Source organism: Rhodanobacter ginsengiterrae (assembly GCF_050026815.1).
GTDB classification, from domain to species: domain Bacteria; phylum Pseudomonadota; class Gammaproteobacteria; order Xanthomonadales; family Rhodanobacteraceae; genus Rhodanobacter; species Rhodanobacter ginsengiterrae.
On record NZ_JALBWO010000038.1, the window covers coordinates 1 to 26,099 of the forward strand.

Consider the following 26,099-nt stretch of genomic DNA (forward strand, 5'->3'; position numbering starts at 1 on the left):
TCAAGCCCGCCACCTGTCACACCTTGCGGCATTCCTTTGCCACCCACTTGCTGGAGGCCGGGCAGGACATCCGCACGATCCAGGAACTGCTCGGCCACAAGGACGTGGCCACCACGCAGATCTACACGCACGTGCTCAACCGCGGCGGACACGGTGTGTTGAGTCCGCTGGATCGGAACTGAGCGGCGTCCGCGCGACGAACGCCTCGGGCACCTTCAATGAAACTGGTCGCTCGCCGGCACCCACGAGCTGGACGATGACGCCGGCCCGGCGGGTTTCACCGGCAGCGTGATCACTTCGCAACCCGCTGGCGGCGGGCTGCCGGCGACGCGGGCGGCGGCGCACTCGGCGCTGTTGTCGAACTTCACCATCGGCGCGGGTTGCGCGCTGCTGGTGGCGGCAACGGGCGCGGGCGCAGCCAACGGATTGGCCGGAGCCAGGTTCAGGCGGTCGTAGATCTTCTGCTGCAGCGGTTTGGCCGGTGGATCGGGATTGCCGCAGCCGAACAAGGCGATCGGCAGCAGTGGGGTCACCGCGCACTTGATGCGGATGCCGCGCGGCAGATGGAAGGTGTGGCTGACGCGGGTTTTCTCCACCGCACGGCGCAGCGCGGTGTCGACCGAGCTTTCGCCTTCCGGCGCCCAGTCCTGCTCGAAGCGGGTCGGCTTGTAGCCGATGTTCGGCGCGCCGTGATTCATGATCTGCGTATCGCCATGCGGCTTCAGCTGCACGTAGCTGCCGGGCTGACCCTGCGGCTCGCCTTCCAGCGCACCCTTCAGCGCGCCCTGCGCCGCCCCGGGCTGGTTGCCGCCGGGCTGGCCGAGGCCAGTCTGGTCCTTCGCCGCCGCTTTGCCATGGTCATCCGGCTGCTTGCCCTGGCTGGTCGACTCGGCGGCGGTTGCGGTGCTGGTCGATGGGCGGGTCGCGGCATCCGGCTTGCCGGGGTCGCCCAGGTCGCTGCCCTGCGGCGTGGCATCGGGCGCCCGACTGACGTCGCGGCCGGATGCGGCATCGGCCGGGGCGGGCGCGGGTTGTTCGGCTCTTTCGCTGGCGTCCGGTGCGGGAGCATCAGTCTTCGTGCTGGCGCTTGGCGACGTTGGCGCGGCCGCGGCAACGACTTGCGGTGCGCTCAGCTGGGGGCGTTCGATGGACGGCTGGACGGCTTTCTGCTTCGCGGTATCGGCCACTTCAAGCTTTTCGCTGGGCGTCTGCGGCTCGATCCGCGCCGGTGCCGACGGCGCCAATGGCACGGCCTCGAGTTCGGCTTCGGCCACCTCGATCGCCGGCGCCTGGATCTGCGGCTTTTCGTTCGGCACGGTCGGGCTCGGCACGCTCAACTGGGCCTGCAGGTTCACGCTGGGCGCAGCCTGCGCGGGCAGCGGCACCGGCTGCAGTTCGGGCACCGGCGGTGCGGCGGGAAGCTCGGCGCGCATCGGCGTCACGCTGGCCGGCGCATTCGACTTGGGCACGATCGTGTCCAAGGCGATGCTTGGCGCGCTGATCGGTGGCGCCGCCTGCGGTGGAACTTCCGGCATCGCCAGCGAGGGCGGCGGCAGCACCGGACGATTGCCTTCGAGCTGCGGTTTGCGCACCGACTCGGGCTGGAATTTGGGCGGCACCGGCGCCTGCACGACCGGCGTGGGCAGGTTCACCACCGGTGGCTCACTGGCCAGCGGAATCGGCTTGAGATCGGGGATGGGTGCCGGCTCGGGCAGGCTGACCGGCGCCGGCGGCGCGGCCACCGGTTTCGGTGCAGGTGCCCTGGTCCTGGCCGCCTTGGCTACCACCGGCGGTGCAGGCGCTGCGGCAGGCGTTGCCGCCACCACGGCTTCGGTGTTCGCACTGCGTTCGCTGACTTGCGGCGGTCGACTGCTGCGGCCCTGGTGTCGCGGTCCGCGCTCTTTCGGCGGGATGCCGCGGATCGGCGGCGGGGGTGGCGGTTCGGGCGGCTCGATCAACCGTACCTGCAACATCGTCTGCTTCGGCTCGGGCGGCAACACGACCTGGAACGCGGGGCCAAGCACGAAGCCGAACAGGAACATCAGGTGCACCAGCAGGGCACCGACCATGGCCACGATGCGCAGGATCCGCTCGCGCGGCCGCGGCCTGGTGCGCTGGTGATAGACGCGGGCACGGGTCGCCGCCGCCAGCGGCGAATTCAGCATCACCTGCGCGGGATTGGCGGCGCGTCTGATGGTGGTGTGGGGCGGTGGCGCGGGCATCGTGGGAGTGTAGCGGGCGCGGGCACGAATACGCATGACAGCGGCGACGACTGCACGATCGCCGCTGCGGATCAGTGCCCGCTGGCGGCCCGGCCGGCGCGCTCACGCAACTCGGCGTCGATCGCCCGGTTCGGCGTGTCCACCGGGCAGCCCCACGCCAGCGGTTTGCCGGCGCGATACATGGCGATGCAGGCCTGCTCGCTGGGCGGCGTCGACGCATGGGCGTGACCATCCAGCGATTGCGCCGGCGCCATGCTCAGTCGCTCGTCGCCGTCCTTCGCCGAGGGCTTGGCCGGCGGCTCACCGCTGCAGCCGCCGGCCAGCATGGCCAGCGAGAGCGCGCAATGGATCCGCACGCCGCGCGGCAGCCGGATGGTCTTCTTCAGCGTGGTCTTGTCCACCAGCTTCTGCAGTGCGCTGTCGACGGCATTGCTCTTGCCCCAGTCCTGGTCGAAGCGAGTGGCCTGATAGGTGACCGGGCTGCGGTGCTGCATGATGCGGGTGTCACCCTGCGGCAGGCGCTGCACGTAATCGGGCAGCGCCGTGCTGGCTGCCGCTGCCGGCAACACCAGCTGGCCTTTTTCGTCGTACAGCCGGGGCACGCTGGTCGCTGGGCTGGCCGGCACCTGCAGGCTGATCGCGTCCTTGCGCGCCGGCTCGCGTGCCACCATGACCGCAGGCAGAGGCGGCGGTGTTGGCCGGGCCGGTGCGGGTACGGCGGTGCTGGCCGCGCGCGTAATGAAGCGGATCTGCAGCACTTCCTGCGCCGGCGCGGTCGCCGCCACGACCGGCAGCGAGGGACGCATCTGCTGCCAGATCACCAGCACGAACAGGCCATGCAGCAACACGGCCACGATCAGCGCCGGCCAGTGCTGGCGGCGTTCGCGGCGCGACGCACGCCACGGCTGGCGCCGCGACACGACGGCCTGGATCAGACCGGATGCAAGCGGATCAAGCGGCGACAGCTCCGGTGAGTGCGGAGCGGGCAACGTCGATGGATTCCGGGCGTGCGGCGAACGGGCGATGATGGTGCCTCATGCGTGGCGGGAGCGGGCAGCATGCCGGCCGGTCACTGAACTCACGCCGGTGGCTTTCGCCGGTATCGACAAGCTTGTCTGGCAGGTGAGACCACCTGGCCGTGCCCGCGGTTCCCCGCAGTGCAGCTTGACCGGCCTGGCGCTTGGCTCAAGTCTAGGCGGGCGGCGCGCCGCGCCGCCTCTCCGCCATGACCGCCCCGATTCGCTGATTTCGCCTCGCGCGAACCCGAGGACGAGCATGACGGCCCGCCTGTCGTCAGCCGCCAAGAGCGCGGCCTCGTGCGGCGCCGCAGTTCGTGCCGGCACGATCCGCGCCCCATCATGGGAGGGTCGCATCGTGACGTATTCCACGGAAAACATCCGCAACATCGCGTTCGCCGGACACGCCGGCGTGGGCAAGACCACGCTGTTCGAAGCACTGCTGGCCGCCGGGGGAGCCATCCAGACCGCGGGCAGCGTCGAGCGCGGCAGCACGGTGTCCGACAGCGACAGCCAGGAGAAGGCGCGCGCCCACTCCATCGACAGTTGCGTGGCCAGCCTCGACCACGGCGACTGCCACATGAACCTGATCGACACCGCCGGCTACGCCGACTTCCGCGGCGCCACGCTGGCTGCACTGTCGGCGGTGGAAACCGTGGCGGTGGTGGTCAATGCGATCAACGGCATTGAATACGGCACGCGCCGGATGATGATGCACGCGAAATCGCGCGGCCTCGCCCGCGTGCTGGTGATCAACAAGATCGACTTCGACGGCGCCAATCTGCCGGCCCTGGTCGATGCGCTGCGCGACGAGTTCGGCAGCGAATGTCTGCCGGTGAACCTGCCCGCCAACCGCGGCAACCGCGTGCTGGATTGCTTCTTCCACACCGAGGGCAGCACCGATTTCTCGTCGCTGGCCGAGGCGCACCAGCGCATCCTCGACCAGGTGGTGGAGATCAACGAAGGCGTGATGGATCGCTACCTGGATGCCGGCGAAGGCGCGCTCAGCCCGCAGCAACTGCATGACGCGTTCGAGCAGTGCCTGCGCGAGGGCCACCTGGTGCCGATCTGTTTCGTCAGCGCGCGCACCGGTGCGGGCATTCGCGAGTTCCTCGATCTCGCCACGCGACTGCTGCCCAATCCGGCCGAAGGCAATGCGCCGCCGTTCACCCGCGGCGACGGCACGCCGCTGCTGGTCAGCGCCGAGCCGGCCGCCCACGTGATCGCCGATGTGTTCAAGATCGTCAATGACCCGTTCGTCGGCAAGCTCGGCGTGTTCCGCGTATGGCAGGGCACGATCCGTCGCGACAGCCAGTTGCTGGTCGACGACGGCCGCAAGCCGTTCAAGGTCGGCCATCTGTTTCGCGTGCAGGGCAGGACGCACGTGGAGATCGAGGCGGCGATCCCCGGTGACATCGCCGCGGTGGCCAAGGTGGAGGACATCCATTTCGACGCGGTGCTGCACGATTCGCACGACGAGGACCTGATCACGCTGGCGCCGCTGGCGTTTCCCGCGCCGATGTTCGGGCTGGCGCTGGAACCCAGGCACAAGGGCCAGGAACAGAAGCTGTCCAACGCGCTGGCACGGCTGGCCGAGGAAGACCCGTGCTTCCGCGTCGAACATCACAAGGAGCTCAACGAAACGGTGGTGCGCGGCCTGTCCGACCTGCATCTGAAGGTGATGCTCGAACGCATGCGCGAGCGTTACGGCGTCGAGGTGCAGACGCACCCGCCACGGATCGCCTATCGCGAAACCATCGCCGGCGAAGCCGAGGGGCATCACCGGCACAAGAAACAGACCGGTGGTGCCGGCCAGTTCGGCGAGGTGTTCCTGCGCATCGAACCGCTGGAGCGCGGCGCCGGTTTCGAATTCGTCGATGCGGTGAAAGGCGGCGTGATTCCCGGCCAGTTCCTGCCGGCGATCGAGAAAGGCGTGCGCCAGGCGATGGAGCATGGCGCGGTTGCCGGCTATCCGCTGCAGGACATTCGCGTCACCGTCTACGACGGCAAGTACCACGCGGTGGACTCCAAGGAAGTGGCCTTCATCAGCGCCGGCAAGAAGGCTTTTCTCGACGCCGTGGTCAGGGCCCGGCCCACCGTGCTGGAACCGATCGTCAACGTCGAGGTGGCAATTCCCGAGCACAACGTGGGCGATGTCACCGGCGGGCTCGCCGGCAAGCGCGCGCGCATCCTGGGCACCGATACCCAGCGCGGCGGCGAGCTGGTGATCAAGGCGCAGGCGCCGCTGGCCGAACTGATCGACTACCCCACCGAACTGAAGTCGATGACCGGTGGCCGTGGCCGCTACAGCCTCGACCTCAGTCATTACGAGCCAGTGCCGGCGACCGTGCAGAAGCAGCTCAGTGAGGCATGGAAGCCGCATGCCGAGGAGGACTGAGCGCAAGCGCACATTCCGTTCATCGCGCATCGTCTTGCTGGTCCGAGCCGATCGACACGGAGCATCCCGATGAAGCCTGCCTGCAACCTGTTGTGCGCGATGCCTGGCAGCGCGCAGCCGTAGCTTGACAGCTGCGCGGTGCGCGCGAATGCCGGCAGCGGACCGCCGATGCCCGAAGCCAGCGTCACCCGCGAGCGCAGCGCCTGCTTCGGCAACTGCCCGCCTACGGCGTGACCGTGACTGCCGACGACAAGAAGAGCTTCATCGGCCACGCATCGAGCGACTGGGCGGCGGTAGCGACCAGCAACTGGATTTGCGGCGCTGGATCGGCACGCCGACGTCACCGGGCGTCGAGCACGCGAAGCGCCGAGCCGCCGCGAGGCCCGGCACCGTAACGGTCAGAGCCGGCTGCTGCGCTTCAGCGCAAGGTAGCGCTCGATCAGCGCACCGGACAATTCGCTGCAACTCACGTCGAGGGTGTTGATGCCCTCGCGGCGCAGGCCCTCGTGGACGCGTTCGCGCTCGGCCAGGTAATGCATCGCGGCGGCGCTGCGGATGCTGTCTTCCAGTTCGGCACCGGGCTCGCTGGCGGCGCGATCGAGCGCCAGCTCGCGCAGGCTGACCAGCATCACCAGGTGACGCTTGGACAACATGCTTATCGCCGCGCGCAGTTCCACGTCGTCCTCGTCGCGCACGTTGGTGATCAGCACCACCAGCGCGCGGCGGCGCTGGTGCGCCTGCAGCGCGCTGGCGGCGGCGAGGTAATCCGTCGCCTGCGGCAGCGCCTGCAGGTCGTAGCCGGCGCCGAGCAACATGTCCATGCCCAGGCTGCCCTGCTGCGGTGGCAGCCAGCGCTGCTGTTGCCCCGTGCAGGCGAGCATGCCGACCGCGTCGCCCTGGCGCAGCGCGATGCTGGCCAGCGCCAGCGAGGCGTTCAGTACGTGGTCGAAGTGCACCAGCTGGTCGTCCTGCGCCAGCATGCGCCGGCCGCAATCGAGCATCAGCACCACCTGCTGGTTGCGCTCGTCGCGGTATTCGCGCGAGATCAGCCGGCTGCTGCGCGCGGTGGCTTTCCAGTCGATCTTGCGCAGGCTGTCGCCGACGCGGTAGTCGCGCAGTTCCTGGAACTCGGTGCCTTCGCCGCGTCGCCGCTGCAGCCGCGCGCCGACGCTGCGCGAGGCCAGCTCCACGCTGAGCCCGGCCAGCTCGGCCAGTGAGGCGAAATTCGGATACACGCGCACGGTCGAAGGTGCGCCGATCACGCGTCGTTCGGTCCATGCATGCCACGGCGAGCGCAACTGCACGTGGCAACCTTCGAAGCGGAACTGGCCGCGCGCGTCGGGTATCACCGCATAGTCGAGCAACAAGTCCTGACCCGGCGGCAGACGTACCTCGCGCGGCATGCCGTTGACCACCCAGCCGCCCGGATGCAGGTCGTGCAGGCGCAAGACCTGGGTGCGTCGCGCAACACCGTGCAGGTGCAGGCTGACGGTCGCGGGCGGACCCAGCGGCATCACCGGCATCACCTCGCGCTGCAGCCCGGGTGACTTCACCCGGCGCAGGCGCCAGCCGTCGAGCAATGCGAACGACGCGATCACGCCGCCGGCGGCCAGCCACGCGGACAGCGGCAGCCAGTCGAGACTGGCCAGCACGCCGAGCGCGGTCCAGCCCAGCAGCAACCACAGCAGGAGCGGTGCGGGTCGCATCATTGGCGCGGCGCGGGCACCTTGTGCAGCAGCGCGGTCAGCACGTCGTCCGGCCGCTGCCGTTCGATCAGTGCTTCGGGCGCCAGCAACAGGCGATGACGCAGCGCCGGCAGGGCCACCGCGCGCACGTCATCCGGGGTGACGAAGTCGCGTCCGTCGATCGCCGCCTGCGCGCGCGCCAGTCGCGCCAGCGCCAGCCCGCCGCGCGGACCGGCGCCGCCGATCACGCCCGGCCATTCGCGCGTGGTGCGCACGATGCGCACGGCATAGTCGGTCACCGCCGCATCCATGCGGATCGCCGCCACTGCCTGCTGCACCGCCAGCAACTGCGCCTGGCTCAGCACCGGCTTGACCTGCGACACGTCGAGATCGGCGGCGACCTTGCCGTTGACCACGCTGGCCACCATGCGGCGCTCGTCTTCCAGGTTGGGATAGCCGATCAGCACCTTGATCAGGAAGCGATCCAGTTGCGCTTCGGGCAACGGGTAAGTGCCTTCCTGTTCGATCGGGTTCTGCGTAGCCACCACCATGAACGGCTCGGGCAGCGCGAAGCGGCGGCCTTCGATGGTCACCTGCCCTTCCTGCATCGACTCCAGCAGCGCGGCCTGGGTCTTCGCCGGTGCGCGGTTGATCTCGTCGGCCAGCAGCAGGTTGGCGAACACCGGGCCGCGGCGGATCTGGAAACGTTCGGTCTTCGGGTCGTAGATCGCATGACCGGTGACGTCGGCCGGCATCAGGTCGGGAGTGAACTGCACGCGACCGAAGGTGCAGCCGACCGACGCGGCGAGTGCCCGCACCAGCAGGGTCTTGCCCAGCCCGGGCACGCCTTCGATCAGCACATGGCCACTGGCCAGCAGGGCCAGCAAGGCCTGGTCGAAGACCTCGGCCTGGCCGATGAAGGCGCGGGTGACCTGCTGGCGCAGCGCGCGCGCATGCTCGCCCAGCTCGGTGATCGACAGCGGGGGCAGCGGCGTGGCCGGGGTGGCGAGGGTTTCGGTGCTCATGGGCGGCTCCTGAGTCGGACCAGGGTGAGGATGGAGGCGCGGAACGCCTGCGCGTTCGCGGGTGACTGGAAGGCTTGCGCGACGTGCGCGGGATCGAGCGAGCTGCGCTCGGCCAGGCGCGCGTACAGCGCCTCGCCGTTGAGCATGGCGCAGGCCGGATCGCGCCGGCGCAGGCGCGCCAGCACGGTGTCGCAGGCCAGCCGATGCAGGCTGCGACCGTTGTCGCGGCGATACACGAATTCACCGGCCGCCTGCACATGTTCGAGCAGCGCGCGCCGATGCAGCGCCGGCGCCGGCATCAACGGACCCAGTCGCGCGCTGCGCATCGCCATCCACGCGGCCAGCAGCAGGGTCAGCGCCAGCAGTGCGGGCCACGCGGTGATCCACAGGAATTTCAGGAACGATGGACCGTCCAGGGCGTAGACCAGGTAGATCGTGCCGCGTCCGCGCTCGGGCCCCAGCAGCTGCCAGGCAAACTGCTGGGCCGCGGCCTGCTTCAGCTGGTTGCCCGACAGCGGCGTGAAGCTGGCGAGCAGGCTCACCGTGCCCTTGCCCAGCCGGGTGCGCGCGAACAGATAGCCGTCCTGCGCGTCGCCGATCGCCGCGTCCGTGCGGGCGCCGGTCAAGCGGAAACGCGCACCGCACAGACGCAGCCGGTCCTTCTCGTTCGCGCTGGCCGACCCCTGCACCACGCTGCACGCATAGTCGGCCGGGTGCGCATCAAGCAGGCCCAGCGCGTCGAACATCGGCGTGCGCGAGCTCACCGCCGCGCCCGGCGACAACAACAGGTGGCCACCCTTGCGCACCCAGGCGACGATGCGCGCGGCGGCGCCGACATCGACCCGGCTGGCATCGTCGCCGAGCAGCAAGGTGTCGCCGGGTTTCAGCGGCAGCTGCTGTGGATCCAGCGTGGTCAGCGAACGCGTGGGCAGATCCAGCCGCTGCAGGATTTCCTGCAGCGCGAAGAAGCGGTTGTAACGCGCCTCGCCATGCGCCGGCGTGGTCTCGGTGACGTCCTTGCGTTCAAATGTGGCGAGGAATCCGGCGAGCAGCAGCAACGCCACACCGAGCACGACCAGGCCGATGGTCAAAGTCCGGCGGTTCATGCCGATACTCCCGTCTGCGCCGGCCAGCCGCGCAGCAGCTGCTCGATCGTGGCGTCATCCGGATAGCGCCCGGCGTAGGCGGCGAACTGCCAGGTGCGCACGATCGCCACCACCCGCTGCGCCAGCGCCGGATCCTCGATCGCGCCCGCCCGCCGCAGCCAGTCCGACTCGGTCGCATCCTTCGACGGCGGCAGCTGCAGCAGCTGCGCGGTCTGCTCCACGCAGCCACGATAGAGCAGCGCCAGCGCCTCGCGCCGCCGCTGTGCCTGCCACAGCAGGCGGGTGGCCGTCGCCAGATCCGCCGGCAGCGGCGGCTCGGCCTCGCTGTCGGGCAACAACAGGCTGGATGACGAGGTCGCGGTCGCCTCGTCCGGCTCCGCACGCCAGCGTCCACGCCAGCGCCAGGCGAACCATGCCAGCGTCAGCAGGGCGCCGAGCAGCAGTACCCACAACAGTCCCTTGAAGATGGCCGACAACACTTGGCCAAATAGTGGAAACGGTGCCTGCGTGGTGCGCGGCTGCACGTCGCTTTGGTACTTCAACCGCCAGCGTCGCACGGTCTGCTCGCCACCGAAGCGCGGGTCGCGATAAACCTGCGCGGCGACCTCGGCCAGACGCTGCCGGGTCTCGGGCGCCGGCGCGCCGAATACTTTCTCGACACCGGTGGTGATGGTTTTCTCCGGCGGATGATTCGGCACCTGCGCGTGCGCGCAAGGCAGCAGGCCCGCGCACAACAACACCACGCCCAGCACCTTGCCCAGGGCTTCGATGCGCGTGCGCAGCCGGCGGAAGGCCAGGTCGATGTCCCATGCCTCCAGTTGCGTGCGGCGATTGAGGTACAGCGCGAAACCGCAGGCCACGTACAGCGGCTCGATCGCGCTCATCGCCAGATAGGCCACACCCGCGCCCAGCACGATCCAGGTCGATGACATGCCCGGTGTCCCGCCGCGGAAGAACGCGGTCAGCGACTCCGGTCGCCATTCGTGCGGGATCAGCAGCAAGGCGAACAGCCAGACGCTGAGGAACAGCACCAGCTCGAACTGCAGGCAGCCGTAGGTGAGCAGGCTGACATCGCCGACGATGCGCCGGCGCAGCACCTTCCAGCGCGCCGAACGTTGCTGCCGCGACGCGCCTTCGAGCAGGTCCAGAGGCAGGCGCAAGGCGCGACTGCTGTCGATGCGCAGCCAGGTCAGTCCGGCGATCGTGCTGTGCCAGCTCCACCGGCGCTGGCCGCGGAGGGTTTCGCGCCAGCCTGGTGCGCGGTCGAACACGGCACGCGACAGCACGTACAGCGGCACCCGGTCGAACAGCGGCTTCAACCACCACAGCAGCACCCAGCCCAGCCATGGCAGGCCAAGCAACAAGCCCAGCGCGTTGCACAGCACGAACATCGGCAGGGTGAAGGCGAACCACGCCGACCACACCGGCCACGCGTTGGCGCGCAGCATGGCGGCGCCCAGATCGATCGCCTCGCGCGTCACCCGCGGGCGCAGCACCACGCTGATCCGTTCAAGCTCCATGCTTGGCCGCCCTGCCGCCGCGCCATAACCAGCCCAGCACCAATACCCACAACACCGCGCCGCTGCCGAACTTCACGGCGTCGGGCAGGCTCGCGATCGACGACCAGTAGGCTTCGACAAACGCCGCCACCAGCAGCATCGCGAACGCCCCCAGCGCCAGTTGCGCGCCGATCCAGCCGGCGGCGACCAGCGCCGGTCCGCGACGCCGGCGCCCCGGCGCCAGCAGGGTCAGCCCGAGCTGCAGTCCGGCGCCGCCGGCGATCACGATGGCGCTCAGCTCGAACGCCGAATGGGCGACGACGAAACGCCAGAACGGACCGCCGTAACCGATTGCGGTGAGGTGGCCGGCGACGCCGCCGATCAGCAGGCCGTTGGCGCCCAGCACGTAGATCGCGCCGACGCCGAAGACCAGGCCGGAGGCAAACGTGCGGAACGCGATGCTGACGTTGTTCATCACGTAGTAGCCGAACATCTGCAGGTCGGTGCCGCTGCTGCGGCCGATGTGCGCATTGGCCGGGTCGTACATCTTTTCGAACTGGGCCAGTTGCGCGCTGCTGAACAGCGTATGCGCCAGCTCAGGCCGCACCTGCATCAGCACCAGGGTGACCAGCGCCGGCAGGTAGAACAGCACGGCCGCCGCCAGCATGCAGCGCCACTGCGCGCGCACCAGGCGCGGGAAACCGCCGACCAGGAAGGCAACCACCCGATGCCAGCGCGGCGGCGGTGGCTGGTACAGCACGCGGTGTCCCTGCTGCACGATGCGCTGCAGGCGCTCGGTGACTTCACGGCTGTAACCGCGTCCACGCGCCAGCGCCAGGTGATGGCAGACGCGTCGGTAGGACGCGGGAAATTCCAGTGCCTGATCCTGCCGCAGGGTGCGTTTGGCCTGCCGGTCCAGCGCACTCAGCCACGACTGCAGGCTGTCCCATTCGCGGCTGTGCAAGGCGACGAAACGCTCCTGCTTCATGCGCGTCCCAGCAGCCAGTTGGCATGCGCCACCAGCTGGCGAATGGCGGCGGTGTCGCGCTGCCCGGTCAACGGCGTCAGCAGGTTGGCCAGCTCTTCCTGGCGTTGCACGGTGAGCTGACCGGCGCGCTCGGCGAACTCGACCAGCGCCGCCTGTTCGTCACTGGCCAGCACCAGCGGCAGCGGCAAGGCAGCCAGCGCGGGAATTTCCTGGCCAGCCGGCAAATCCGCGGCGTGGATCACCATGGTGCCGGCCACGATGTCGCCCAGACGCCGCGCATGCGGATCGATCAGGGTGCAGGCCAGGCCGACGCCATACACGCCCGGCAGCGCATCGACCACGCGCAGCAGGTTGCGCACCACCGACGGCAGCCAGGTCACCGGTGTGCCATCGGCGTTGACCACGCGCAGACCCAGTGCGCGCTTGCCCAGGGTTTGCCCGCCCATCCACACTTCGCACACCACCGAGTAGCCCCACAGCAACGCGAAGATCACCAGCATCGCCAGCCCGTTGCCGCCCTTGCCGAAAATCCCCAGCGGAATCATCGCGACGAAGAAGATCGCGAAGCGCAGCAGCAGGTCGACCATCCACGCCTGTGCACGCGGCAGCGCGCCAGCCGCACGCAGACGCAAGGAGACGCCTTCGGGCGTCTCGATCTCGCGTACGGTGTCGATCATCAAACGTCGACGACAATCGTGTCGGCGATCAGGTCGTGGAGGCAGCGCTTTTCCTTGCCGAAAATCAGCAGCGGATCGACCAGGTTCACCAGCTTGAGGAACGGAATCATGCTGAGCACGGTCAACGGCACCACGCGCAGGAAGATGTAGCGTGCCAGGCCGATCCGGCTGCCATCGGTGCGCACCACGGCCATGTCCAGCGCGCGCTTGCCGATGGTCTGCCCGCTCCGATGCAGCATCAGGCAGTTGACCACGACAATCGTGACCATCAGCGCCAGGCCCAGCAGCATCAGCGCCACCATCGGTCCGGCAGGCTTGAGGCCCCGCCTCACATCCAGCGCCATGTAACCGGCCCAGACCACCGGGGCCAGCCAGATCAGGCTGATCAGTCCATCCAGCAAGGCGGCACCAAGACGCTTGCCGCGCCCGGCCTTGCGGTTTTCCAGGTCGTACGCGTCCCATGCACGCACATCGTCGATCGCGGCTGCCGGTGCGGCATACGGATTGTTTTCCATCGAGTCCTTCCCCTTGTTGCTGTCCCTGGTCGCCCTCCCCCATGGCGGACAACCTCGGTGAGTATAAGAGGGGATTTCCGTGCTTGCCTACCGCTTGGGCTTGAGCAGGGTGCCGCTGCAACGCGGCGAACCGCAAAGACAGACCCACAGCTTTTTCAGGCGCGCGGTATGCGGCACGTCGAGCACGATGCCGTAGTCGTAGGTGAGTTCCTCGCCCGGCTTGATGTGGCGGATCGCCTCGATCACCACCTTGTCGCGGCGCGGGTTGCCACTGGCGCTTTCCTCCACCAGCGCGCGGCAGTTCGGCGCGCAGCTGTGGTTGATCCAGCGCGCGCTGTTGCCGTTCTGGTTGGCGTCGATGATGTAGTCATCGTTGAGCGTGAACAGGAAAGTGTGGCCGGTCTCGCCGCCGTCGCCATACAGTTCATCGGCCTCGTCGTGGCTGAGCAGCTTGCCCCTGTATTCGATGATTTCCTCGCCCTTGCCGATCGGGGCGGTGGCGAACACGCCGTTGCCGTGGATCGGCGAGCGGCGCGCAACAAAACGTCGTGACATGCGGTGGAACCCTGCGATGGTGTCGAGCCGTCGATGATGCCCGTTTGCGGTTGCGCGCGAAACCGTTTGGGTCCTGCCCGCGTACAAGGCCAGGCGAGTGCCGCGCATGGCATTTCGCCGGACGCGGTAGCGGGTTCTCGCCGCGATGATTTGCCGCTACTGGCCTGTTGCCCCCCAAACGCGGTTAGAATCAACTTTCAAACGATCGTTTGGAGACTCTGCGATGCGTCTGTTGCGCTGGATCATCCCCGTCCTGTTGCTTGGCCTGGTCGCCTGCGGCCCGGCCAGGAAAAGCGTGTTCCCCCCCGGTGTGAGCATCCAGCAACTGGTGGTGCTGCCCAGTGGCCAATGGCAGCTCACCGTGCGCATCCAGAACAACAGCTATGCCGGCATGAAGTTCACTTCGCTGGATGGTCAGTTGCAGATCGCCGAGAACGTGCCGGTGCGTCTGCAGGCGAACTTCGACCTCGACATCCCGCAGCTGGCCGGCGACGTGATCCGCATCGACGTGCTGCCCACCACCGCAATGCGCCAGTCGCTGCAGGCCATTGCCGACAAGGGCAGTGCCGGCTCGCTGGCCTACCGCATCCGCGGCAGCACCCGCGCCCAACCCGAGCAGGAAAGCACGCCGCGCTCGTTCGACTTCAACGGCAATGACTGGATCTCGGCCGTGCCGGGCATCGCCAACACGTATCGCTGATCACCCCATTAACGAAGGAATCACCATGACCGCTTACAAGGCTCCACTCGACGACCTGCGTTTCGCCCTGTTCGACGTGCTTGACGCGGAATCCACGCTGACCTCGTTGCAGGGTGGCGAAGCGCACAGCCGCGACCTGTTCGACGCCGTGCTGGAAGAGGCCGGTCGGCTCAGCGAGCAGTTGCTGGCGCCGACCAACGGCCCGGCCGATGCCGAAGGCTGCCACTACGACAAGGCCACCCAGACGGTCACCACGCCGAAGTCGTTCAAGGAGGCGTTCAAGCAGTTCGCCGAAGGTGGCTGGACCGGCCTGACCAACCCGGAAGCCTACGGCGGCCAGGCCCTGCCGGGCGTGCTCGGCACCGCCACCACCGAGATCTTCCAGTCCGGCAACCTGGCCTGGAGTCTGTACCCGCTGTTGTCCGAAGGCGCCACCCACGCGATGGAAATGCATGGCGAGGAATGGCAGCGCGAGCGCTACATGAAGCCGATCGTCGAAGGCCGCTGGACCGGCACCATGTGCCTGACCGAACCGCAGGCCGGCTCCGACCTGGGCCTGCTGAAGACCCGCGCCGAACCGGCCGGGGCGGACGCGGACGGCCACGCCGTCTACAAGCTCAGCGGCACCAAGATCTTCATCAGTGCCGGCGAACACGACCTCACCGAGAACATCGTGCACCTGGTGCTGGCGCGCCTGCCCGACGCGCCGGAAGGCAGCCGCGGCATCTCGATGTTCATCGTGCCGAAATTCAAGCTCAACGCCGATGGCACGCCAGGCGAGCGCAATACCGTCGCCGCCGGCGCGATCGAACACAAGATGGGCATCCATGCCTGCTCCACCTGCGTGATGAACTTCGATGGCGCCGAAGGCTATTTGATCGGCAAGCCGCACAAGGGACTGGCCGCGATGTTCACCATGATGAATGCAGCGCGCCTGTCGGTCGGCGTGCAGGGCCTGGCGCTGGCCGAGCGTGCGCTGCAGAACAGCCTCAACTACGCCCGCGAGCGGCTGCAGTCGCGCTCGCTGTCCGGCGCGAAATTTCCCGACAAGCCGGCCGACAACCTGCTGGTGCAGCCGGACGTGCGGCGCATGCTGCTGACCCAGCGCGCCTTCGTCGAAGGTTCGCGCGCACTGGTGCTGTACACCGCGCTGCAGACCGACATCGAACATCGCTCCACCGATGAGGCCGCCCGCCAGAAGGCCGGCGAGCTGGTCGCCTTCCTGATCCCGATCGCCAAGGGCATGACCACCGAGCTGGCCCAGGAGTGCACCAAGGAAGCGCTGCAGATCTACGGCGGCCACGGCTACATCGCCGAGAACGGGATGGAGCAGTTCGTCCGCGATGCCCGCATCATCACCTTGTACGAAGGCACCACCGGGATCCAGGCAGCCGACCTGCTGGGCCGCAAGATCCTCCAGTTGCAGGGCATCGGTGCGAAGCACTTCCTGCAGGAGATCAGCGCGTTCTGCCAGCAGCACAGTGCCGACGCCGCGCTGCGCAACCTGATCGGCCCGCTGGCCATCGCCACGAAAGAATGGAGCGACCTGACCGTGAGCCTGGCCCAGCGCGTGCAGGCCAATCCGGAGGAACTCGGCGCCGCCGCCACCGACTACCTGTACTACTCCGGCTACGTCACCCTCGCCTACCTGTGGGCGCGCAGCGTGGCCGCCGCCGAAGCCGGCACGCAATCGGCCGCGTTCAAGCAGGCCAAGCGCGATACGGCCGCGTTCTACTTCGCGCGCATCCTGCCGCGCACGCTGATGCACAAGGCGGCGATCGATGCCGGTGTGGCCACCCTGCCCGAGATCGCCTGATCCATCACCAGGCGGTCTGAATGACCAAAGCCCGGGCTGGTCCCGGGCTTTGCCTTGACTGGAGCTTCTCAGAAGCGGCCGGATGTGCCCTTTCGGGTCAGCTTTTGCTCCGCAAGGCCAGCAAGGTCAGCGGCCGTCGCCGGCGACGCCGTGCATGCGCACGTATTGCCTGATCCAGTCTTCGTGGGCTTCGGCGACCAGCAGCAGCTCGCTGGCCAGTGCCTCCTGCGCGGCCGCAACACGGGACGGACTGCGCGCCGGTACCGGCGGCGCCTTGGCCACGCGCAGCACCGGTGGCTCGGCCAGGGCCGCGTCGCCGTCCAGCAGGTAACTGATGTCGTAGGCATGGTCGCTCATGCCCTGATCAATGCAACAGTCTTGCCAAACCTCGCTGTCGCGGTGGCGCGGCAACAGGTTTACTCTCGCGGGAGTTCATTCAAGGGGATCCACCATGACGTCGAGCCGATTCATTGCGGGCATCAGGCCTGCGCTCTTTGCGGCACTGCTGACCGCAGCAGGCCTGCTCCAGGCAGCCGATGTGCCGCAGGCGAAATATCCCGACTATCCCAGCGAAACACCGGCGAAGTTCGTGCCGGCCACCGCCGGCTTCGACTACGTGCAGCGCGACGTGATGATCCCGATGCGCGACGGCGTGAAGCTGCACACCATCATCCTGATCCTGAAAGGCGCGCAGCACGCCGGCATCCTGCTCACGCGCACGCCCTACGACGCCAAGGCACTGACCACGCACACGATGAGCGGTCATCTCGGCCCGATGCTGCAGGGTTACGATAACGCTACCGACGTCATCGTCGAGGACGGCTACATCCGCGTGGTGCAGGACGTGCGCGGCAAGTACGGCTCCGAAGGCGACTACGTGATGAACCGGCCGGTGCACGGACCGCTGAATCCCACGCCCGTCGACGACGCCACCGACACGTACGACACCATCGACTGGCTGGTGAAGAACATCCCCGAGTCGAATGGCAAGGTCGGCACGCTGGGCATTTCCTACGACGGCTTCGAGCCGCTGATGGCGCTGATCAATCCGCATCCGGCACTGAAGGTGTCGGTGCCGATGAACCCGATGGTCGACGGCTGGATGGGTGACGACTGGTTCCACAACGGCGCGTTCCGCCAGCAGAACCTCAGCTATGTCTACGAGCAGACCGCCAGCCGCGACAACAGCATCAAGTGGTGGACGAACTACCACGACGACTACGACCTGTTCATGCACTACGGCTCCGCCGGCGCACTGGCCGACGCCTACGGCATGCAGCAGCTCGGCTTCTGGAACAAGATGCTGGCGCATCCAGCCTACGACAGCTTCTGGAGCGACCAGGCGGTGGACAAGCTGCTCGCCGCGCAGCCGCTGAAAGTGCCAGTGATGCTGGTGCACAGCCTGTGGGATCAGGAAGACAGCTATGGCGCGCTGGCCGTCTACCGCGCGATCAAGCCGAAGGACAGCAGCGGCAACATAGTCAAGCTGGTGATGGGCCCGTGGCATCACGGCCAGGAGATCGACGAAGGCAGTTCGCTCGGGGCGATCCGGTTCGGCAGCGACACGGCGAAGTATTTCCGCGAACACATCCTGCGCCCGTACCTCGCGCAATACCTCAAGGACGGCGCGCCCAAGGCCGACCTCGCCGCGGTCACCGCGTACCAGACCGGCAGCAACCAATGGCAGCGGCTGGATCGCTGGCCGCTGGCCTGCGCGACCGGCTGCCCGACGAAGAGCCGCGCGCTGTACCTGGAAGCCGGCAACAAGCTCGGCTTCACCGCGCCCGCCGCCGGCGCCGACTACGACGAGTACGTGTCCGATCCCGCGCACCCGGTGCCGTACCGCGCCCGGCCGATCCAGCCGATGGGTTACGACGTCGGCCAGACCTGGTCGCAATGGCTGCTCGACGACCAGCGCGAAGCCTCCGGCCGCACCGACGTATTGAGCTATGTCTCCGACGTGCTCACCACGCCGCTCACCATCAGCGGCGCACCGCAAGTGAACCTGGTCGCCTCCACCAGCGGCACCGACAGCGACTGGGTGGTCAAGCTGATTGATGTCTATCCGGACCAGGTCGCCGAGCAACCGGAGATGGGCGGCTACCAGCTCGCCGTGGCGATGGACATCTTCCGCGGCCGCTACCGCGAAGGCTTCACCGAAGGCAAGTCGATCGCGGCGAACCAGCCGCTGCCCTACCGCTTCGCCCTGCCCGCCGCCAACCACGTGTTCCTGCCCGGCCACCGCATCATGGTGCAGGTGCAGTCCAGCTGGTTCCCGTTGTACGACCGCAACCCGCAGACCTTCGTGCCGAACATCTTCCTGGCCAGGCCGACGGACTACGTGAAGGCCACCCAGCGCGTCTACCATGCTCCCGCGCAGGCCAGCTTCATCGCGTTGCCGGTGGTCGGGGGCTGACATCGGGACGCTGCACGGCCAGCGCTACGTTTTCGACGTGCGGTCCGTCCCGGCCACCGTTTCAGTCCGCGCCGTTCGCCGCCCGCGCGGGCGGTGACTGCTTGCGGTTGGCAGCCTGCAGTTGCAACCGCAGGATCCGGCGCAACTCCAGGATCGCCGCGGGGGTTTCCTGCACGCTGTGCCATGACGGAATGGCCAGCTCGGAATCGGCGCCGTCGAGGTGAGCGCTCTTGTAGGGCACTACGCCATCGCTGCTGTCTTCCAGCGGCCCCTTGCTTTTGTAGATGCCGACGATGGTGTGGTAGTGCACGCGCGGCGAGATCGGCAGCTCGGCGGCAGCCATGATGAAGGGGTCGGTATCGCTGAGGTTGTCGATGCTGTTGGGAATGCGCAGCAGCGGCGCGTTGTTGCTTTCGTCGCCGTCGCTCTTGATCAGTTCGGTGAGGCTGGCCATTTCCTTCAGCACGCCGACCGGCAGACGAATCAGGTTGCCGATCCAGCGGGCGAGGCGGTGTTGCGCATAGGGCGTGCCGCGGTGCGGCGAGGCGAGGAACACGGCGCGATCCACCTGCGGCAGCGGGGTGAACTGCAGGTAGCGGCTCAGGCGTGCGCGAAAACGGGCGCGCTTGGCGGCGGGAAGGTTCGCGCGCAGCGGAATCAGGTCCCACAGCCTGTCACCACTGGATGACACCAGCAGGCGCGCGATGACACCACCCATGCTGTGTCCGATCAAGGTAAGGTTCTGCGAGGCGCGCGCCTGGCCCGAAGGGTCGTAGTGCCGCAACGTGGCGTCGAGCGCGCTGCGGATGTTGGCAAGGTTGACCGCGACCGGCGCATTGGTCGGGTAATAGACCTCCCACACCTGGTAGTGGCGGCGCAGCTCCTCGTCACCCATCACATCGTTGGCGACGTTGATCCACGCCTCCGGGCTGCTGGCCAGGCCGTGCAGCATCACCACCACCAGCCGGTTCGGGTCGTACGGTTGCATCAACAGCACGCGCGGGGTCTGGATGCCACCCTCGCGGCCCAGCAAAGACCGGATCGACTGACCGGCAAAACCCGAACGGGCCAGCCATACCCCGTAAGCCGCGGTGAAGTTGGCGCCCAACGGAACGCTTCGCCCGGCGATCGTGATGGTGTCGTCGCGATAGGGATCGCGCACCAGCAGCTGCACCCGCCTGGTCGCCAGCACCGCGGCCAGGGTGTTGCCATCGAACACCAGCGCACCCGTCATCGACACGTAGTCCGGATCGCGCCAGGCCACCTCGCGGGCGGATGCATGCGGTGGTGCAATGGCGACGAAGTCCGAGCCGAAGCCGTCGCGCTGGTAGACATTGCGCAGGCCCTGGAAGCGCAAACCCGCAGCGGGAATGAGCTCAGCCGGCACCGTTGCGCCATCGACCAGTCGCAGATCGGTCTGCGGTCGCAACACCGTCCAGCCGGCCAGATGGGTCTGCGTCCATTGCGAACCCAATGCCGGCAACGCCTCGAAGAACCGGCTCACCGCGCGCTGCACGGCATAGTTGTAGAAACCGATCACCTGCATCTGGCGCAGGTCGAAGGCGCGCTCGGCCAGCGGGCGCTCGGTATGGAACAGGTAGGCATAGGCATAGCGCGCGGATTGCAGATACGCATCCAGGGTTGCCGGAGCCATCGGCAGCCGGCCGTTCGCCTGATCGGCGCCAATGGCCTTGCCCATCCACAATTCCGACAGCGTGGAAAGCCGCTGCTCGTCGGTCAGTCCGGCCGAGTGCGCAACGGTGTTCGTGCATGCGGCGAATTCGCGCCGACAACGGTCGACGGTCAAGGCCACCACGTTCAACGCCTGCACGGTGCTGTCGCTCAGGCGTGCCGCGCCGATCACGTCGGCACGCCGCTCGTTTGCGTAGTCGTGGTGCTTGACGCGGCTCACCCCGACCATCGCGCAGGCATTCAGGCACAGCAGCGCGGCAACGACGAGTCCATGGATCGCCTTGCCGCGCATTCGGGCTACCGGGGAAAGCTGATTCCATTCGCTCATCGGTGAATTGTAGCGGCGCCGCGGACACCGATTGCCTTGCCTTGGTCAAAGCCCCACGCTGGCACGATGAAGCGTCAGCGGGGGAAAGCGATGAAGCACAAGCTGCAGATGATTGGACGGATGCTGCTGGTCGGCCTGGCCGTGCTGGTCACGCTGTGCTCGGGCGCATGGGGCACGCTGGCCCTGTGGTACCAGTTGCCCGGCGGCACGGGCGCACGAATCCTGGGCAGCGTGCTCTGGTCGCTCACGGTGATCGCGCTGGCCGGCGTGGCGATCGGCCGACGCAGCTGGCTGCCGCTGGGCATCTACGTGGTGCTGTACGCGCTGCTGCTGCTCTGGTGGAGCACCATCGCACCGTCCAACCTGCGCGACTGGGCGACCGACGTGTCCCGTCCGCTCACCGGCCGCATCGAAGGCGACCAGGTCGTCCTCGACAACGTGCGCGACTTCACCTGGCGCAGCGATGAGGACTACGACGCGCGCTGGGAAAGCCGTCGCTACGACCTCGACCACCTCGCCAGCGCCGATGCCGTGCTGTCCTATTGGGGCAGCAAGGCGATCGCCCACGCGATGATCTCGTTCGGTTTCGACGACGGCCGCCACGTGGTGTTCTCGGTGGAGATCCGCCGTGAGCGCGGCGAGCAATACTCGGCGATCGGCGGCTTCTTCAAGCAGTTCGAGACGACCCTGGTGGCGGCCGACGAGCACGACATCATTCGTGTGCGCACCAACGTGCGCGGCGAGGACGACTACCTGTATCCGTTGCGCATGGACAAGCCAGCGATGCGCGCGCTGTTCCTGTCCTATGTGCGCGCCGCCAACGTACTGGCGGCGAAGCCGGCGTTCTACAACACGATCACCTCCAACTGCACCACGATCGTCTATCACATGGCCCGCCAGATCGAACCGGGCCTGCCATGGGACATCCGCCTGCTGGCCACCGGCTACCTGCCGGAATACCTGCACGAGGTGGGCGCGGTGGATCGCAGTGTGGCGGTCGATGCGCTGCGCAAACGCAGCCGGATCACCGAGCGTGCCCGCAACAGCACCACCGATGAGGATTTCTCGCGGGTCATTCGCGACCGCTCGCGCTGACTTGCGCGGGAGCCCGGACTAACCGACCAGTTCGAAACGGGTCACTCGCCGCGACGGATCGGCCTCGACCAGCTTCACCCTCACGTCGGCGCCCAGCGGCAGCTGCGCGGTGCCGGACACGCTGGCCTCGATGGCCGGATCGCGCACGATCACCACGCCCTTGGTCGAGGCATTGGCGGCGACCTCGACGATCGCGCCGTCGAACGTCTCGCCCACCCGCGTGGCCAGCGCGGCGGCCTCGGCCAGGTCCAGCACCGCCCGTTCGTACTGACTGGCCCGATGGCCGGACGCCTGCATCGTGGCGGGCAGGCCCGGCAAAGCGGCGAGCACCCAGTCGGGCACCGGCTGTTTCGCGCACAGCGCCAGGCAGACTTCGCCGGTGTAGCGGTCGACCAGCCGACGCAGCGGCGCGGTGGCGTGGGTGTATTCGGCGGCCAGCGCCCACTGCTCCGGCTGCGCCGGCAAGTCACCATTGAACGCCGCGTAGCCGGCGCCGCGCAGCACCGTGGTGCAGGCAGTGAGCATGGCCACGTGGCTGTCCTTCGACGGATCCAGCGAGCGGATGAAATCGGCATAGCCTTGCTCGGCCGGCCAGTTGATGCCGAGCTTCCGCGCGGTGATGCGCAGGCGCTGCAGCGACTTCGGCTCGGGCGCGGGCAAGGTGCGCAGCAGGCCGACTTTCGCCTGCACCATCAGTTGCGCGGCGGCCATGCCGGTCAGCAGCGAGATCTGCTCGTTCCAGTCCTCCACCGCCAGGCGGGCGCGGAAGGCCAGCGTCCAGCGGCCGTCCTCGACACTGACCTCCTGCTCGGGCAATGGCAAGCTGATGCCGCCACGCGCCTGTTCGCGCTGTTTGCGCCGCTCACCGATCTCGCGCAGCACCGCCCACATCGGATCGGTGCTGCCGGCGTCGATCTGCCGTTGCACGCCGGCATAGTCGAGCTTGGCGCGGCTTTTCACCCGCGCGCGCCGCACGTCGATGGCGGCGATCTCGCCGGTCGGGTCCAGCTCGATCGTCCACAGCAGCGCCGGGCGCATTTGATCGGGCAGCAGCGAAGTGGCGTTCTCGGACAACACCTGCGGATGCAGCGGAATCTTGGCATCGGCGCCATACAGCGTCTCGCCGCGCCGATTCGCTTCGAGGTCGACCGGGTCACCGGCGCTGACGAAGGCGGCGACGTCGGCAATCGCGTAATACACGCGATGGCCCTCGCCGTGGCGTTCGACGTACATCGCCTGGTCAAGGTCCATCGACTCGGGCGGGTCGATCGTGACCAGCGCGATGTCGGTGCGATCCAGCTCCGGCAGCCGCGGGCTGGCGGCGGCCCGCGCCGCCGCCGCCTCGACTTCCGCCGGGAATGCCTGTGGCAGTTTCAGCTGAGCCTGGATGTCGCGCATGCCCCGCGCCAGCAGGTCGTCGCCATCGGGCTGGATATGGATACGGCGGGTAGTGGATGGCATCGGGACTTCCTTGCGTGGTGGCGTTCGGTACCGCGGGATGCCGGCAGGCCCGCCGCAGCCCGCGCTTGCCGAAGGCACGAAGATATACCCAGGCCACACGGGACTACCACGGCCGCGATGCAAGGTGTAGAAACGGCAAGGTCCGTTCCGCCAGTGACCGATCCCATGACCGAGCCCACCCTGATGATTCGTCTGGCCGAAGAGGAAGACGACGACTTCATCCTCGAACAGGCGCCGCGATTCGTGGATTTCGCGCTGCCGCCCTGGCGGCGCCGACACGAATGCATCGAGGGCATCCGCAGCGACCTGCTGCGGCACCTGGAGGACCAGCCACCGAACAGTTACCTGTTCGTGGCCGAGGACGTGGATGGCGAACGCGCCGGCTTCATCCACCTGCAGCGCACCACCGACTTCTTCACCGGGCGCAGCAATTGCCATGTCTCCGATATCGCCGTTGCCTCCTCGCATGAGGGACAAGGCGTGGGCAGGCTGTTGCTGGCGCATGCTGAAGCCTGGGCGAGCGAGCATCACTGCCAGCTGGTGACGCTGGCGGTGTTTCCCGGCAACGAACGCGCCCGCGCGCTGTACGACGCGGCTGGCTACATGCCCGACCTGCTGCGCCTGGCCAAGCCGGTGCGCTGAGGCTGGATGCGAAGAAGCCGCCCGCGGGCGGCCTCTTCGCGCACGCGAATCTGACCGGAACGATCAGTTCGTGATCTTGCCTGCGGCTTCTTCGGCCTGCTCGCGCACGTCGAGGCGCTGCGCAAGGCGGTCGACGTTGGTCAGCGACAGCAGGTGGGCATAGACCCAGCCGAGCACGCCTTCACGCATGAACTCGTGGGTGGTCTTCTCGTCCAGCGCACGCAGCTTTTCCTCATTGACCACGAACAGGCCATTGAGGTTGATCGACTTGCCCTGCTCACCGTTCTTGCCCTGCTTCTGCAACTGCACATTGCGCGGCTCAAGCAGGTCGTGCTTGTTGAGCTGCTCCATGAACCAGCGCGTGCGGGTCACGTTCTGCTGGAAGTCGCCCAGGAAGCCCACCGCATTGGTCAGCAGTTCGGTGTCGGTGCCGTCTTCCTTGAACAGGCGCTCGCCTTCGCTGGTGTTGAAGCCTTCATACTTTTCGTCGAGGAACACGGTGAAGTCGTCGCCTTCCTGACCCGCCGGCTTCTCGGCCAGCACGAACGGATAGCGACGCACGAACGCCGGGACGTAGGTGTTCGGCGCCCATTGACCCTCGGCGTCGACATAGAGATTTTCGTTCTGGCGCAGGCCCAGCAGGGCAACCGGACCGGCGTCGGCGATGCTGTTGCCGGCAAACACGATCAGCAGGTCGCGCGCGGCGAGGCCGAACTCCACTCCGGTCAGCGGCACCGAATGGGCATTCATGGCGAACTTCACGTTCGGCACGACTTTCATGCGCAGGTCTTTGTGCTCGGTACGGTTCAGCGGTACCGGATTCTCGTAAAACAGAACTTCAGCCACGTTGTTCACCCTTGCCCACCGCCGTGCCGGGTCACCACCAAGCGCCCCTACCAAACCCGGCGTCGGGTCTGTGTTGACTGCCAATCATAACAGTGCCCCGGCGTCCCGGCGACTGCCTCCCCGGGCCGTCCGGAACGGGGCAAGCATGCGAATTGCAACGAAATTGTTCTATGCTGGCTACGGACAAGCATTCCGCATTGCCTGAACCACCTGTCGACGCCCCTGGCTGAAGGACGGTTTTACATGCCGATGGAAGTGCCAAGTCGCGCAGATATCAACGCGACCCGCGTGTTGTCACTGGACGCTGCCGGTCGCATCCTCGACTGGATCAGCTGGCAGGACGCGGTTTGCCTGTATGTCCGCGATGCGGTGGCCTGGACGCTGGGCGACCCCTGCCTCACCGTGCATGGCGGCCATAACCGGGTGCTGGGGGCGCAAAGCCTGCTGCAACTGCATCCGATCATCGCCAGCACCGGTCATTGCCGCGAACACGCCATCGATCCCGCCCCGGCGCTGACCAATACCGCGCTGTTCGCCCGCGACCGCCACATCTGCCTGTACTGCGGCGAGCACTTCACCCGCGCCGACCTCACCCGTGATCATGTGATGCCGATTTCCCGCCACGGCAAGGACGAATGGGAAAACGTGGTCAGCGCCTGCCTGGCCTGCAACCTGAAAAAGAGCAACCGCACCCCGCAGCAAGCCAACATGCCGCTGCTGGCGGTGCCGTACCGGCCCAGCTGGGTCGAGCACCTGATCCTGTCCAACCGCAACATCCTGGCCGACCAGATGGAATTCCTGGTCAGCCGGCTGCCGCGCGACCGACGCCCGATGAACACGCTGGTGGCCGCCTGAGCCCGGCGGGGCTGATCAGCGGACCGCGGCGTCCCTGCCCTCATCGTTGTGCATATCCCTGATCTGCGTTTCGATGGCTGACAGGTCGTCATGGGCCTCATGCGCCAGCTTGCAGTAGTGCTTGCGGATGCGGTCGAGCTCCTCCTCATCCAGCTCCTCCAGATTCAGCAGCGCGTTGTGCGCCTGGCTGGTGCGGATCAGCTCGTCCAGCTTGATCTGCAACGCCGCGGTATCGCGGTTCTGGCTGCTCTGGATCAGGAACACCATAAGGAAGGTGATGATCGTGGTCGAGGTATTGATCACCAGTTGCCAGGTGTCGCCAAAGCCGAACAGCGGCCCGGTGGTCGCCCACAGCAGCACCAGTCCCGCGGCCAGGATAAAGGCCATCGGCTTGCCGGCCTGGCGTGAAGTGGCCTCGGCGAAACGGCGGAACAGCTTGCGCATGGGCATGGCGGACTCCCTGATAAATGGACTGTGCAAAGCGTCATCTGGCGTGCGTGTGCGCGGCGTGCAGACCGGCTGCCAGCTGGCGTTCACATGCCCGCCCTTGCCCCGCCCTGCC

23 protein-coding genes are annotated in these 26,099 nt (G+C 67.5%); 8 read left to right on the forward strand and 15 right to left on the reverse strand.

Going from position 1 to position 26,099, the window contains the following annotated elements:
• Window positions 1-182: tyrosine-type recombinase/integrase (locus ACQGNJ_RS02285; protein ID WP_426687612.1), on the forward strand; the 182-nt coding region annotated here is incomplete at its 5' end.
• Window positions 183-215: 33 nt separating this feature from the next.
• Here the strand turns inward: ACQGNJ_RS02285 and ACQGNJ_RS02290 are convergent.
• Together ACQGNJ_RS02290 and ACQGNJ_RS02295 are read right to left on the reverse strand one after the other, a co-directional pair.
• Complete coding sequence (locus ACQGNJ_RS02290; RefSeq protein WP_426687613.1) at window positions 216-2,258, reverse strand: hypothetical protein; 2,043 nt, start codon at window positions 2,256-2,258, stop codon at window positions 216-218.
• A gap of 35 nt (window positions 2,259-2,293) precedes the next feature.
• Window positions 2,294-3,211, reverse strand: coding sequence for a hypothetical protein (locus tag ACQGNJ_RS02295; protein WP_426687614.1), 918 nt, complete (start codon window positions 3,209-3,211; stop codon window positions 2,294-2,296).
• 385 nt (window positions 3,212-3,596) lie between these two features.
• Between ACQGNJ_RS02295 and fusA the strand changes: the two genes are divergently transcribed.
• Entirely contained in the window at window positions 3,597-5,636 is a 2,040-nt protein-coding gene (gene fusA, locus ACQGNJ_RS02300) for an elongation factor G (protein ID WP_426687615.1), read from the forward strand.
• A 398-nt stretch (window positions 5,637-6,034) separates the two neighbouring features.
• On the opposite strand, the gene ACQGNJ_RS02305 is transcribed toward fusA, so the two are convergent.
• The 8 genes from ACQGNJ_RS02305 to ACQGNJ_RS02340 all read right to left on the reverse strand — a co-directional run bounded on the left by ACQGNJ_RS02305 (window position 6,035) and on the right by ACQGNJ_RS02340 (window position 13,686).
• A complete protein-coding gene (locus ACQGNJ_RS02305) occupies window positions 6,035-7,342 on the reverse strand; it encodes a DUF58 domain-containing protein (protein ID WP_426687645.1) in 1,308 nt (435 codons plus the stop codon).
• Window positions 7,342-8,346, reverse strand: a complete 1,005-nt coding sequence (locus ACQGNJ_RS02310; RefSeq protein ID WP_426687616.1) for an AAA family ATPase — start codon at window positions 8,344-8,346, stop codon at window positions 7,342-7,344. Before ACQGNJ_RS02310 ends, ACQGNJ_RS02305 begins: the two co-directional genes overlap by 1 nt.
• Entirely contained in the window at window positions 8,343-9,452 is a 1,110-nt protein-coding gene (locus ACQGNJ_RS02315; protein WP_426687617.1) for a DUF4350 domain-containing protein, read from the reverse strand. The genes ACQGNJ_RS02310 and ACQGNJ_RS02315 overlap by 4 nt, the downstream gene beginning before the upstream one ends.
• Window positions 9,449-10,972, reverse strand: coding sequence for a DUF4129 domain-containing protein (locus ACQGNJ_RS02320; protein WP_426687618.1), 1,524 nt, complete (start codon window positions 10,970-10,972; stop codon window positions 9,449-9,451). The genes ACQGNJ_RS02315 and ACQGNJ_RS02320 overlap by 4 nt, the downstream gene beginning before the upstream one ends.
• Window positions 10,962-11,939 carry a stage II sporulation protein M gene (locus ACQGNJ_RS02325; protein ID WP_426687619.1) on the reverse strand — a complete coding sequence of 326 codons (978 nt, stop codon included), beginning with the start codon at window positions 11,937-11,939 and terminating at the stop codon, window positions 10,962-10,964. Before ACQGNJ_RS02325 ends, ACQGNJ_RS02320 begins: the two co-directional genes overlap by 11 nt.
• On the reverse strand, window positions 11,936-12,616 hold the full coding sequence (locus ACQGNJ_RS02330) for an RDD family protein (RefSeq protein WP_426687620.1): 681 nt from the start codon (window positions 12,614-12,616) through the stop codon (window positions 11,936-11,938). The genes ACQGNJ_RS02325 and ACQGNJ_RS02330 overlap by 4 nt, the downstream gene beginning before the upstream one ends.
• A complete protein-coding gene (locus tag ACQGNJ_RS02335) occupies window positions 12,616-13,131 on the reverse strand; it encodes an RDD family protein (protein ID WP_426687621.1) in 516 nt (171 codons plus the stop codon). Before ACQGNJ_RS02335 ends, ACQGNJ_RS02330 begins: the two co-directional genes overlap by 1 nt.
• A gap of 87 nt (window positions 13,132-13,218) precedes the next feature.
• Window positions 13,219-13,686 (reverse strand): SET domain-containing protein, encoded by a 468-nt coding sequence (locus ACQGNJ_RS02340; RefSeq protein ID WP_426687622.1) that lies wholly within the window; start codon window positions 13,684-13,686, stop codon window positions 13,219-13,221.
• 223 nt (window positions 13,687-13,909) lie between these two features.
• Here ACQGNJ_RS02340 and ACQGNJ_RS02345 point away from each other — a divergent pair, with 223 nt between their 5' ends.
• Window positions 13,910-14,386 carry a hypothetical protein gene (locus tag ACQGNJ_RS02345; protein ID WP_426687623.1) on the forward strand — a complete coding sequence of 159 codons (477 nt, stop codon included), beginning with the start codon at window positions 13,910-13,912 and terminating at the stop codon, window positions 14,384-14,386.
• A gap of 25 nt (window positions 14,387-14,411) precedes the next feature.
• Entirely contained in the window at window positions 14,412-16,202 is a 1,791-nt protein-coding gene (locus ACQGNJ_RS02350; protein ID WP_426687624.1) for an acyl-CoA dehydrogenase C-terminal domain-containing protein, read from the forward strand.
• A 126-nt stretch (window positions 16,203-16,328) separates the two neighbouring features.
• On the opposite strand, the gene ACQGNJ_RS02355 is transcribed toward ACQGNJ_RS02350, so the two are convergent.
• A complete protein-coding gene (locus ACQGNJ_RS02355) occupies window positions 16,329-16,559 on the reverse strand; it encodes a hypothetical protein (RefSeq protein ID WP_426687625.1) in 231 nt (76 codons plus the stop codon).
• Window positions 16,560-16,653: 94 nt separating this feature from the next.
• On the opposite strand from ACQGNJ_RS02355, the gene ACQGNJ_RS02360 reads away from it, so the two are divergent.
• Window positions 16,654-18,618, forward strand: a complete 1,965-nt coding sequence (locus ACQGNJ_RS02360) for a CocE/NonD family hydrolase (RefSeq protein ID WP_426687626.1) — start codon at window positions 16,654-16,656, stop codon at window positions 18,616-18,618.
• Between the two features lie 61 nt (window positions 18,619-18,679).
• Here ACQGNJ_RS02360 and ACQGNJ_RS02365 read toward each other — a convergent pair whose 3' ends face one another.
• Entirely contained in the window at window positions 18,680-20,602 is a 1,923-nt protein-coding gene (locus tag ACQGNJ_RS02365) for an esterase/lipase family protein (RefSeq protein ID WP_426687646.1), read from the reverse strand.
• Window positions 20,603-20,728: 126 nt separating this feature from the next.
• On the opposite strand from ACQGNJ_RS02365, the gene ACQGNJ_RS02370 reads away from it, so the two are divergent.
• Complete coding sequence (locus ACQGNJ_RS02370) at window positions 20,729-21,733, forward strand: Lnb N-terminal periplasmic domain-containing protein (RefSeq protein WP_426687627.1); 1,005 nt, start codon at window positions 20,729-20,731, stop codon at window positions 21,731-21,733.
• Window positions 21,734-21,751: 18 nt separating this feature from the next.
• On the opposite strand, the gene ACQGNJ_RS02375 is transcribed toward ACQGNJ_RS02370, so the two are convergent.
• On the reverse strand, window positions 21,752-23,194 hold the full coding sequence (locus ACQGNJ_RS02375; RefSeq protein ID WP_426687628.1) for an RNB domain-containing ribonuclease: 1,443 nt from the start codon (window positions 23,192-23,194) through the stop codon (window positions 21,752-21,754).
• A gap of 165 nt (window positions 23,195-23,359) precedes the next feature.
• On the opposite strand from ACQGNJ_RS02375, the gene ACQGNJ_RS02380 reads away from it, so the two are divergent.
• Entirely contained in the window at window positions 23,360-23,836 is a 477-nt protein-coding gene (locus ACQGNJ_RS02380; RefSeq protein ID WP_426687629.1) for a GNAT family N-acetyltransferase, read from the forward strand.
• 63 nt (window positions 23,837-23,899) lie between these two features.
• On the opposite strand, the gene ACQGNJ_RS02385 is transcribed toward ACQGNJ_RS02380, so the two are convergent.
• The gene (locus tag ACQGNJ_RS02385) at window positions 23,900-24,682 is read right to left on the reverse strand and encodes a SapC family protein (protein WP_426687630.1); all 783 of its coding nucleotides are present in this window, start codon (window positions 24,680-24,682) and stop codon (window positions 23,900-23,902) included.
• 243 nt (window positions 24,683-24,925) lie between these two features.
• On the opposite strand from ACQGNJ_RS02385, the gene ACQGNJ_RS02390 reads away from it, so the two are divergent.
• Window positions 24,926-25,537, forward strand: coding sequence for an HNH endonuclease (locus ACQGNJ_RS02390; RefSeq protein ID WP_426687631.1), 612 nt, complete (start codon window positions 24,926-24,928; stop codon window positions 25,535-25,537).
• Between the two features lie 15 nt (window positions 25,538-25,552).
• Here the strand turns inward: ACQGNJ_RS02390 and ACQGNJ_RS02395 are convergent, their stop codons facing one another.
• Window positions 25,553-25,987, reverse strand: a complete 435-nt coding sequence (locus ACQGNJ_RS02395; RefSeq protein ID WP_426687632.1) for a low affinity iron permease family protein — start codon at window positions 25,985-25,987, stop codon at window positions 25,553-25,555.
• Window positions 25,988-26,099: the final 112 nt, after the last annotated feature.